This window comes from Stenotrophomonas sp. STEN056 (assembly GCF_056759635.1).
Map to the genome: position 1 here is coordinate 20,864 of NZ_JBRRDL010000014.1, position 10,710 is coordinate 31,573.

Below are 10,710 nucleotides of genomic sequence, written 5' to 3' on the forward strand. Positions count from 1 at the left end.
CGCGCCCCTTTCTTTCCCACCTGATACAGGGCATTCAAAACTCAAGGATCCCACTGAGATCTCATACAACTCAAGTGTGTCTCGATATCACCAAAATCAAAAATTTCCCTGAAAATATTTTCGGCTACGGAAATGTCTAAACATATCGTTCGAGCATCCCACTCGTCATTTCCGAACCTTACGCTCGCCTCAAACCTATCCTCGTTTCTTCGCCACTCCAAAAGTCCACTTTTAGGGTCTTCCGATCGCGTCAAAGCAATCAGCCTATAGCTTCCCTGAATCGACTTCATGGAGAGCTCCCTCACGTAGGAACTCTTTGGCTCCAATATCTTCAAATAGATGAAGCCGTCATTCTCATACACAGCCCTGATAGCCACAAGAATATCCAGCCAATCTGGCCGCGAAAGAAGGCGCGCAGGGGGATCCATAGTCTCATCCAAACTAAGAATCTCCAAAACCACGGACTTATCTTCAAAATTTGACATTAATCCCTCCAACCCATTCCACGCCCCCATATACGCACTTCACCCTTTGCCGTATCAACGATCTGAAGCCGCTCCAGCCCCCGACCGCTCAGCCACAACAGTCAGTACGCTGCTGCATTACGATCAACCGCGGCGTACCTCTCCAAAATACCCTACAGAGCGGCAGCTTTAACTTTTCGGCTCTCAACATTACTCACTGCTTACCTGGACTCACTGCAAAACGCAAAACAGGGGTCAGAGTGGAGTTATTGAAAACCCGACTCTGACCCCTGTTTTCTCTCTTATTCTCTCAACTTCAAAATCCGCGCCAGAGCCTGCTCCGCCTCGTCCCACTCAACACCAGGATCCAAATGCGCTGAAAGATATCCGTAGTAATCAGTCAAAAATTCAGCAGATGAGGCTCCAAGATCTTTCGCCTTCCTCAGAATAAAAATCCGCTCACCCACCGGAATTGCCCAATTCTCATCCTCAAGAATACACCGCTCGAGAACATCCGGATTGGATACATTTTCAATTTCCGACACTAGCTCACGTATCGCCAAATCCCAATTTTCAGCGTTCGCATCAAAACTGCGATACAACATTTTAACATTGGCGATGCAGTCAAATATCCCAACACTCATATTCACTGCCCCGGATAATAGGCAATAACCGAAACGACCCCACTAGGAGGCATTGTAGCCCGACACGAAAACAGGAACACAGGAGTCAGAGTGGAGTTATTAAACCTCCGGCTATGCCCCTTGTTCTCGAAGATAAATTTTTGAAGCGGACCGGAACTCATCGAACAAGCGCTCAGCATCCTGTTCCGTCACTGGAATATCCTTACTTACGACCGAATGGAAATGCCGCATAAACTCATCCGGCAAGCGAATCCGATATCTTTCAATCCAATTCATTACCACACCATCCCAAGCATAAACTCCATCAGAGAATATGGCATTTCTAACCATATCATCACTATTGATAGGGTCGGAAACAGGACTAACAAACTCCAAGAGAACAAGACCTTTCCCCATATAACTAGCTATTTCGCAAGCAGCCCGTTCAGGCAAGAAATTCATATTGTCATGGATACTGGGCTGCGACACATCCGCTCGCGCGTAATCTCGCTCCCTATATAAGCACAAATACTTCAACGCCGTCACGAACGCTTCTCCTGCGGATAATACATCTTCCATTCAGCCTTAATTTCGGGATGAGGCACTGAATTCCCGTAGACATCGACATCAAAAGCTTACTTATTCGCTTTGGAATCCCAAGCAACCTGACGCGTCGGGGCAAAAATAGGGGCACCTAGTTCATTCGGAAGCAAGAGGAAAACAGGGGGGCAGAGTGGAGTTATTGAAAACCCGACTCTGACCCCTGCCTTCAAAGCGACGAATCCCATCTGATACATCACAGCAATTGAGTCCACCTTCCTCAGTCCTTAACGGGATTTCGTTTGGCTGCCCAAAACAGGAGCGAAGACCGATTCCTACGAAAACCGACTCCGACCCAGTTCTCCTTGCCCCCTACTTTTCTCACTAGAAAGCATTGCAGCCCGATATATCACCTTGCACCCTCCCACATCTATGGTCCTGACGTCGTATTTCAGCAAAACAGGAATCGGAGCAAGGCTATTTACGAACCGATTTTACCCGTGCTTTTTCCGCATTATGGATATTTGAATCTAATTGAAAGGGAACGAGCCTCATCGCGCCGCTCTGGCCACTCGAATTCCATGCGTCGCAACTTCTCTCTAACGCAAGAAAAAACCTCTTCTTTTGAGTAGTAACCATATGAGGGGTTCGAGACGCCCATCTCATCCTCTAGCCAAGCTTCAAAGCATCCAGTCCCAAATGAGCTGCAGTCCATGAATTCCCGCCATGCATCAGGATCAACAGCCTCATCCTCGTTCTCGACCCAAACTATCCACCAGCCAGGGTCTCCTCCGCCAGGCCCTTCCTCGCCCAGCAGACTCTTAACGTACTTGTCCAGCGAGCTATATGGCAGCAGCGCATACCTCAGACATTCCATTACCAGCAGAAGCCGTCCATTCTCATAATCAAATCCCATAAAGGACAACCTCAACAGAACCAGGTCAATTGAAAGTCGGGCAAAACAGGTCGCACGCCTAAATCCCGGCCTTCTTGATCCAACTTCCCTGTAGAAGAAGGGGCCAGAGTGGCGTTATTGAAAACCCGACTCTGACCCCTGTTTTCATAGAATGACCGCGGATCATTTAGCCCTATGATCAACAGGGCAAGAACTCGCAGGCTCACTAGAAGTCGGCCGGCGAATAACCGAGCCATCAGCGTTTACCAGCACTAGCGACACGTCGACACCGCAGCCTTGACTCGTCCAATGCGCACGCATTTCGTAATTCTGGTTGGCCTCAGGGACAAAGCTTCGCGCCTGATAGCAGCTCGCCGAGCCACGCTCAACTGAACCCGGGCGTCCAGCAGCGGAGCGCTGGGATTCAAAATAGAATGAGAAGCCCGCCGTTATGGGCTGCCCAGGACGCACTGCCATCTCGACGAAGTGCTTGGGAACATCGGTAGTTTTAGGCATGCCCAAATCGCGCTTGCGCTGCCCACCCATCTGGGGGCCCGCCGGATAACCGCTTCCCGGAACGTCGGAACTCACGCAGGTGCTGTCCGGATAGACCTTGACGTTGCGCGAGCCCACGACCCTCAGGTACGCCACGCCGTCGTGCCTTGGCTCGTCGTAAGACGACAGCTCGCTCTTTACTACTTCCTTGATGAAGCAGCCCGACATCAAGGCGCAACAACCAAGAACAACGCCTACTCGCGCAATCATCTTTAAATCAAGCATCAAGAATAACCTCCATGTCGACCACCTGGAACGAAAATAAGAGCCAGGAAGAAGTCCAACAGCATCCGAATCCGGACAGACAGAGTTTCAGATCACTCAATACAGGATGACTAAAACATCCCTTGACAGCTCAAAATATGAACTCATACAACTCGACTCCACCGCATTTCACCAGACATTACTCATCAGACCACAGCTCCAATGCTTTGGAATATTGAGCTGCCGCCTCACCCAGATCCGCATACTCGAACAAAGGTGAGTCTGTATTGGCAAAATACCACCTGAATTCATTGTCACAAGGCGGAACAATAAGCCCATTCTGAATATCAGAAAATGTCTGCATCATGGCCATGAGAGCCAAAGCTGCATTACGATCAACCGCAGCATACCTTTCCAAAACATCCCGCAGAACAACGGCCTTAACCCTAAGGCTCTCAACATCATTCATCGCATTATCCGCCCCCAATGCAAACGGGTTAACCTTCAGCGGACCTACCCACAAGTTTCCATTAGGAACTGCCATTTACACTCTACGGCATCGCCCTTGGAAGTTCGACTCGGTGATTGATGCAAAACAGGGTCCGAAATTGAGTTATTTAAAACCCAACTCTAGCCCCTGCCTTGCCCGCGGAACCCTTCAAGAATAATGGACTCTAAATATATCTTCAATACGATCAATATTTGAATCCACCGTACCTTTCGCGATCAAGTCCAGCGCGGCCAAATAATGCAAAACCCGCCCCTGAACTGGAGAAAAATCGACTCCAAGTGACGAGTTCAATCCAATTATCGCGACGACCTCGAATGGAATAGCGTCAAATGGACACCAGACGAATCCTGGGATACGACCAACACCGTCATCATCGGTATTAGCGTAATGATATTCCAATAAAGTCGGAATCGACTCCGCCACGCGACCTGTACCCCAGCCCTGAACCACCCCACTATATATACCAAATTGATCAATCCCGCCTGCAGCCCCAACCAGCACAGCCTGTTTACCTTGAAGATAATTATCACCCAGCCAAACAGAGAAGTTCACAACATGAAAATCCAAATGCACCTTATCTACATCAACACCACCGAGCAAAAATCGAAGTGCGCCCAACATCAATCGAACGCGAGCCTTATCACCTAAAGCAACAAAAGCGAAAATCAAACATGCGGCGTTAGGTATAAGAATGGAGAGATCCCTACCTGGCCCTACAGGGTTCATGAATGATCGCTTAGCTGCCGACGCAACACGAATCCTTATCTCCCAAAAACGATATAGCAGGGAACGATAAATCGCCCCCTCTTCAGCATGCCCATCCTCGATTGCAATAAGACCTTTAGAGCCGTAAAGAATAGACAAAAAGGGAAGAGTCGTCGATGCCAGAAGCAGGCCATCAGACGACTCATCATCCAAACTCTCTTGAAGCCGCACAACCTTTCGGGCAGTCATCGCCTCCGACTGCGACAACCACTCGCGACGCTCCTCGATAATCACGCCATAATCACGCATCATGACTTTCGCCTTCGTTATTCACGGAAAACAGGAGGCATAATCCGATCTTTACAAAAAAAAAAAAAACAACTTGGCCCCTTGCTTTCTTAGTTTTCATCGAATCCTGTATTATTCTGAAACCGAACGATGGCGAGTCGAAGCATTGATTGAGAGTTTCTTCGCTAATCTGAAGCTCGAAATCAACGATCGCCGCCCCTTTGTCAGTCGAGAAGCAGCACGGACGGCAATCTTCGAGTACATCGAGCTGTTCTATAACCGAGCTTGGTTTGATTCACCCCCCGGCTACATCACGCCTTTACAGGTCACAGCAGTATCAACAAGTCGGGAGTGCCCCCTGACTACCTTGCCCATGGAATCCGGGGCAGCTCAATCTACCCCCGGCTCCTCTTAGTCTATTGGTGTAACAGCTTTTAAAGGAACAGGCTTCACAAGGTGAACTACCAGTCCGTCAGGCCAATAGAACACACGAGCGAACCCAATACAATTCTCACCGCTTATTCTGCGTAGTCCTCAAATTCCCATTGGAACATACGAGACAACTTCCCGGCCAGTTCGACCCAAGACTCACCCTTGCAATCTCCAATGTAGCCTTCAACAAGACGAACTATCCTCCAATAATCGTAACTATCGACGATCAGCAAGAACCTCCCCCAATGATCCCCCCCTACATCCTTTAGCCACAACGGCGTACATACACATAGATCGAAATTGTCCGCCGCCTCACTCCCCACCACACCTATTGACAAACGCAACGAGACGAAGAAGTTCCTTACATCATTGGGAATATATTCAATTGGATCAAATAAGTCCGAAAAAACACCTTTCAATTCAGCCTTCATCACCAACCCTCACATCGAGATGCCCATTGGAAACCTTGACCCTTCTTCCTGTCGAGTCGACATCATACCTCTCAAAATTCGCCTGAACTCCGGTTTCAGCATGCTTAGAATTCTGCTTGGCCGTGGGAAAGCGATAGATTCTAGTACCATCAGCACTAACAAGACCTAATCCACCTGTTATCTCTCTCGCTCCGGCACCGACCCAAAGTACGCCCAATCTGTTCGCCTCGGCGGCAGATGCGTGCCCAATGCCGAAATTTAGATATCCATTGGCACCACCAGCAGCTGCCTTAGCAAGCCTATCGTCGAGGGCCGAGATTAACTCCAGGTCTCGGGCTCGTGACTCCAACTCGCGCACGCGCAGGTCATCACGCAATTTCACGCCAGCTGCGGAATCCGCGGCTCCATCTGCTCGCGCGACTGGGGGCGCGCCTGCCTCCGAGTCGGCTATAGCCCCGGCAACCAGGTTATTACCTTCAACTTTACGGCCCGAAGCGATATCAGCAGATATTCCCTTTACTGCTTTCGCAGTAGTTCTGGCGATCACCCCGCCGACCTCTGCAGCAAGAACACCTGTCCACATCAATCGCTGAATAGTGGCCCAATCATACTCATAGACATAGCCTGCCGCTTCAGCTCGATCTTGCAGCAGAAGAAGTTTTTGGTAGTAGTCAGCCATCTGCACGTCATCTAACGGCCCGACTTGACTATCACTTGCTGATCGAGATAAATAGCCAGGCAACCCCCACAGACCGGAAAGCAGCCTACCGACGTCACTTCCTAACCCCGCCTCGCCTTCAGCACGGGCGAGGCCTGCTGCCTGCCCTGCCTTGAATCGCTGGTTCCAGTCACCAAGGTCAATCTGCACCGCATTATTTTTCAAATACAAAAAAGTACCCGACCCGGGACTCAGGCTTCCGAGAAGAGCCTTAAGATTCTGCGTCTCATCCCGGTATTCACTTGCTGTACTTTTAAAGAATTCATGATCACGCCCTCGGGAGTCAACATAGGACAAATTGGCAGCCCTCTTATCCAAAAACGACTCAGTCAGCGAATCTCGGCCATTTATCTTGGCCCACTGCATATCCTCACCAGCTGCGGCAAATCTATCCAATCGCACATGCGCTTCTTCGTTGGTAAGCACAATCCCATTTTCCGCCATATACCTAACATAGTCGTCGACAACATCTTTTCGTTTAAGAAATGCAACTTCATCCGGATGTAACTGCCGGTTGAACTGCTCCCCAGCCAACGCAGTCGCAGCGCCACTGCCACCGCCCACCGCAGCACCGACGGCGATGCTCACCAGCTCCATCAGCGCCTTACCCTCCGACGAGTCTGGATCGATTTGTGCGCCACTCAGATATTTCAGTGCTGCCAGGCTCGCTGCCTGACTTGCTGCGGCACCCGTCAGTCCATCCAGGACGCTACCACCGCCCAGTGCTGCAATAGCAGCACCTACTGCGCCATGGAGAATTACCTTCTCCTTGCTGCCCTCCTTCCAGCCCATCTTCTCCGCCAAACCACCGGCCGCACGCATTCCCACCTCTGCTGCAACCTGCCCCATCTCCAGCCGTTCCTGCACCTTCTGCTGGTCAAATATCTCCTTCAGACCATCCTGCTGCAGGGCCGTAACATTGCGATCCAGTCCATCAAGCGCGCTGGTGTCGCCATTGCGCACCTCCACCGTGCCCGCTGCGATATCACTACGCGTCACGCTGCTGCTGTTTTCGCTCTGTGGCACGCCCAGGCTCGGCGCGGGGGCATTCATGCCACCGGAGGTACTGCCGCTCACACTGATGCCGACGCTGTTGGCCTTGTACGCCGCTTCGTTCTTCAGGTCTTCGACAGACAGGCTGCTGGTGCTCAAACGATTCAGCGCGGCATCAGCCGTGCTGGCAATCGCCGCCCCGGTCAGCTGTGTGTGCCCACCCACAGTGATATCAAAGCCACCGTCGCCGGCCTGGATGCCGGTCTGTTCCTTGACGCTGGTGTAGGTGCTGTCGATCTTGCTCTGGTTGTAGTTGGCGCTGACCGCGGCACCACCAGTGCCCACTGCCACGTCGATGCCAGCGGACACATCCTTGCGCTTGTAGTCGTTGCTGTCCTGCTGACTAATCAACGCCAGGTCGCGACCGACATTGGCAATGACGGTCTCGCCTCGCGTCTGCGCACCTTCCAGCGTGGTGTCGCGGCCGCTGATCAACGTGAGCGTATTGGCGGCATCCACCGTGGTTTCCGCATGCGTGGTGCCACCACCATCACCCTTGCCCTTGGCAGCAGATGCAGCAACGTAGACCCCAATACCCGCCTCCGAGCCGATGGTGATGCCGATCTCGCCGCTGGATGATTTGTTGCGCTCGACCTGTTCGCGCGTTTCCTTCTGCGACTTGAGAATCAGGTCATTGGCCGCTGCCAGGGTGACGTTGTCGCCCTCGACCTGACTGCCGATGATTTTCAGGTCACCGCCATTGCCCTGGCCATCACCCGTGGCTTGAATGACCACATCCCCTTCGCTGGCGATGCGGCTGCCTGACGCTGCCGTGGCGTTGTATTCACTGGAGCTGGAGCTCTTGCTGGCGCCGATACCAATCCGAAGGCTGAGGCCACCTGTGGTCTGGTCCTCATTTTTCACGTCGGCCTTCGCCTTATCCACTTGGCTTCCGAAGCCCTTCAGGCTGTTCATGCCGCTGTTCTGACCGCCGGAGAACAGCGTCTGCCCAGCCTTGGCTGCGTACAGTGCGCTCAGGCGGCCGTCCTTGGCGTCGGCTGCGCGCTCCACGGTGTGCTTGAGCGCCATGGCCGTATCCACGGCTCCGCCCTTCAAGCTGACATTGAGACCGGCCTGCTTGAACTTCTGCGTCTCGACTACGGCGTTGCTGTCTTCGGCGGCCTGAATGGTGACGTTCTGGCCGATGATGCCGATACCTTCCCGGCTGAGGACATCGCTGCCGGTGATGGACACATCGCGCCCGGCGGCGATGTCCACGCGACCTTCGATGCTGCCGATCAGGCTGCCCGAGTGAGTGGTTTCGGTGATATCAGCGGTGGTGTCGGTCTGCTGCTTGCCGATGGTGAAGCCGACCCCACCGCCGGAGAACAAGCCCGACTTCTTGACGGTCTTGTCGTGCACCTCGGTGTGCGTGTTCTCCGCAGTATCCAGCACCACGTACCGCCTCGCCGCCAACAACACATCACCCGTACCGGCCACCTGCGCGCCCTGCGAAACAAGGTCGCGCCCGGCCGCTACCGTGACCGTCTCGCCACTGAGCGAGGTGGTGATGGCGATGCTGTCACTCCACGCATCATGCGTGGTAGTGGTCTTGCGCTTGAGGAAGCCCTTCTTGGTGCGTTGCTCGTCGATGGTCAGGTCGTGCTGTTCCTGCTCGGCCAGCAGCTTGACATCGCGGCCTGCGGACAACCCGACACCGCCGTCTTCGCTGGCGACCGTGGCGGCCTGCAGGGTGATATCGCGCCCGGCCTGCAGTGCGATGTTGCCGCCTGCATTGAGCTCGGTGCCATGCACGGTTTCGTCCGACGCCGAGACCGTCCTGGACCAGCGCTTACCTGCCTGGCTGTCATTCAGCGTGGCTACGTCAATGACGGCGGTGCTGTTGATATCACGCCCGGCCTGCACGGCAATCGCATTGCCTGCACTGACTTTGGCGGCGGCCAGGTTGACGTCGTTGCCTGCCTGCAACACCACGTTGCCGGCGCCATTGACCACACTGCCCACCTGGGTCGTCTGGCTGGTGCTGTAGTGGTTGCGGGCGTCGGTGATGATGTCCACGCGGTGCGTTTCGGTAACCGTGGCGAGGTTGAGATCTCCGCCCGCGGCCAGCACGGTTGCGCCGTTCACGCCCGCATTGACCACCTGCGCAGCAGCCAGGTTGATGTCGCCGCCTGCATTCACCGACAACGCCCCTTGCCCGCCGGAATCGGTCACATACAGGCCCGCCACGCGGTCAATGGTGGTGGTGCGCTGCTGCGACGAACCGCCGGTATCCCACGACTGCGTGGTGGAAGCCACGGTGATGTTGCCACCGGCGTTCACACGCATCGCATCGGTGGCAGTAACCGTGCTGCCGATGATGTCGATGTCCTGCCGAGCCTGCAGGCCCACCTGCTGGCCGCTGATGTTGGCGCCGGATAGGTTGCGGATGTTGCCGGCATCTATCGAGACCAGCTGACGGCCTGCGATGTCGCCCTGGTTGACCAGATCACCCCGCAGCTTGATGTCCACGTTGGCACCGGCCAGCAATGCGCCGCTGCGGTCCAGGTCACCGGCCTGCACGCGCAGATACACCTGCGGCACCAACGCGGTGGTGGTGGAGCCGTCGGCCAGGGTGATGGTCTGCTCGACCAGCCAGATCCCGGCAAGATCGAACGCAGCAGCACCCGCACGATTAGCACCGACAACTTGCTCAAGGGTTCCCCTAAGCATCTGCGTGTAGGCACCAGGGGCTCCGAAGATCGGCCCCAATATTGCCATCTCCAGCCGATTCCTCGAATCCAAACTTAGGCCGCCAAGGGAAGGTCCCATCGCAGGACCGATCCAATCCGTCTCAGTAAACAATTTAAAACAGGGGTCAGATCGGAGTTATTAAAAACCGACTCCACTCCCTGCTCTCAACCCCCGTTTCGGATCGAGCAGCAATATCAACAGGTCGGAAGTGCCCCCTGACCACCTTATCCATGGAATTCATGGCAATTCACTTCGCCCCCTGCTTTACCTATTTTTCTCGTCCTCTAGGAGCGAATGGCGAAAGATAGATTATAAAGCAGCACCCCCCAACCCGCGAGCACTACCAGTACCTCAGCTGGAGCTATCCGCCTCATCACCCCTATTCGCACTATAACCACAGCCGTGAGCGCCGGGATAGCAAACAGACTGGAAAGAAGCACTGGACCTTCGCAACGCATATAACCCGTGTAATTCAACCAGTAAGAATTTGGACCACGAAAAAACACTCGATTTACAACCATAAGCAAAAAATAACATATATAAAACATCCAAATGGAAAGATGCAACCAATCAGCCATTTTCATGCCAACGCGCCGA

10 protein-coding genes are annotated in these 10,710 nt (G+C 53.6%); 1 reads left to right on the forward strand and 9 read right to left on the reverse strand.

The window, feature by feature from the left end; translation table 11 throughout:
* Positions 1-41: 41 nt before the first annotated feature.
* From ACVOLO_RS09450 to ACVOLO_RS09480, 7 genes are all read right to left on the reverse strand, one after another.
* The gene (locus ACVOLO_RS09450; protein WP_481569999.1) at positions 42-485 is read right to left on the reverse strand and encodes a DUF6911 family protein; all 444 of its coding nucleotides are present in this window, start codon (positions 483-485) and stop codon (positions 42-44) included.
* 281 nt (positions 486-766) lie between these two features.
* Positions 767-1,108: a hypothetical protein gene (locus ACVOLO_RS09455; protein ID WP_481570000.1), complete on the reverse strand. Its 342-nt coding sequence runs from the start codon at positions 1,106-1,108 to the stop codon at positions 767-769.
* 111 nt (positions 1,109-1,219) lie between these two features.
* Positions 1,220-1,666, reverse strand: coding sequence for a hypothetical protein (locus ACVOLO_RS09460; RefSeq protein WP_481570001.1), 447 nt, complete (start codon positions 1,664-1,666; stop codon positions 1,220-1,222).
* Positions 1,667-2,141: 475 nt separating this feature from the next.
* The gene (locus ACVOLO_RS09465) at positions 2,142-2,543 is read right to left on the reverse strand and encodes a hypothetical protein (protein ID WP_481570002.1); all 402 of its coding nucleotides are present in this window, start codon (positions 2,541-2,543) and stop codon (positions 2,142-2,144) included.
* Between the two features lie 162 nt (positions 2,544-2,705).
* The gene (locus tag ACVOLO_RS09470) at positions 2,706-3,302 is read right to left on the reverse strand and encodes a hypothetical protein (protein WP_481570003.1); all 597 of its coding nucleotides are present in this window, start codon (positions 3,300-3,302) and stop codon (positions 2,706-2,708) included.
* Between the two features lie 178 nt (positions 3,303-3,480).
* On the reverse strand, positions 3,481-3,825 hold the full coding sequence (locus ACVOLO_RS09475) for a hypothetical protein (protein ID WP_481570004.1): 345 nt from the start codon (positions 3,823-3,825) through the stop codon (positions 3,481-3,483).
* A gap of 114 nt (positions 3,826-3,939) precedes the next feature.
* Entirely contained in the window at positions 3,940-4,809 is an 870-nt protein-coding gene (locus ACVOLO_RS09480) for a hypothetical protein (RefSeq protein ID WP_481570005.1), read from the reverse strand.
* Between the two features lie 142 nt (positions 4,810-4,951).
* Between ACVOLO_RS09480 and ACVOLO_RS09485 the strand changes: the two genes are divergently transcribed.
* Positions 4,952-5,200, forward strand: a complete 249-nt coding sequence (locus ACVOLO_RS09485) for an IS3 family transposase (RefSeq protein ID WP_481570046.1) — start codon at positions 4,952-4,954, stop codon at positions 5,198-5,200.
* A gap of 103 nt (positions 5,201-5,303) precedes the next feature.
* Here ACVOLO_RS09485 and ACVOLO_RS09490 read toward each other — a convergent pair whose 3' ends face one another.
* On the reverse strand, positions 5,304-5,648 hold the full coding sequence (locus tag ACVOLO_RS09490) for an Imm8 family immunity protein (RefSeq protein ID WP_481570006.1): 345 nt from the start codon (positions 5,646-5,648) through the stop codon (positions 5,304-5,306).
* The gene (locus ACVOLO_RS09495; RefSeq protein ID WP_481570007.1) at positions 5,638-10,140 is read right to left on the reverse strand and encodes a hemagglutinin repeat-containing protein; all 4,503 of its coding nucleotides are present in this window, start codon (positions 10,138-10,140) and stop codon (positions 5,638-5,640) included. The genes ACVOLO_RS09490 and ACVOLO_RS09495 overlap by 11 nt, the downstream gene beginning before the upstream one ends.
* Between the last annotated feature and the right edge of the window lie 570 nt (positions 10,141-10,710).

Excerpts from the sequence above, each read along its gene's own strand:
- ACVOLO_RS09470 (WP_481570003.1), bottom strand. The coding sequence starts at position 3,302 with ATGCTTGATTTAAAGATGATTGCGCGAGTAGGCGTTGTTCTTGGTTGT.
- ACVOLO_RS09490 (WP_481570006.1), bottom strand. The coding sequence starts at position 5,648 with ATGAAGGCTGAATTGAAAGGTGTTTTTTCGGACTTATTTGATCCAATT.
- ACVOLO_RS09450 (WP_481569999.1), bottom strand. The coding sequence starts at position 485 with ATGTCAAATTTTGAAGATAAGTCCGTGGTTTTGGAGATTCTTAGTTTG.
- ACVOLO_RS09495 (WP_481570007.1), bottom strand. The coding sequence starts at position 10,140 with ATGGCAATATTGGGGCCGATCTTCGGAGCCCCTGGTGCCTACACGCAG.
- ACVOLO_RS09475 (WP_481570004.1), bottom strand. The coding sequence starts at position 3,825 with ATGGCAGTTCCTAATGGAAACTTGTGGGTAGGTCCGCTGAAGGTTAAC.
- ACVOLO_RS09480 (WP_481570005.1), bottom strand. The coding sequence starts at position 4,809 with ATGATGCGTGATTATGGCGTGATTATCGAGGAGCGTCGCGAGTGGTTG.
- ACVOLO_RS09465 (WP_481570002.1), bottom strand. The coding sequence starts at position 2,543 with ATGGGATTTGATTATGAGAATGGACGGCTTCTGCTGGTAATGGAATGT.
- ACVOLO_RS09460 (WP_481570001.1), bottom strand. The coding sequence starts at position 1,666 with ATGGAAGATGTATTATCCGCAGGAGAAGCGTTCGTGACGGCGTTGAAG.
- ACVOLO_RS09455 (WP_481570000.1), bottom strand. The coding sequence starts at position 1,108 with ATGAGTGTTGGGATATTTGACTGCATCGCCAATGTTAAAATGTTGTAT.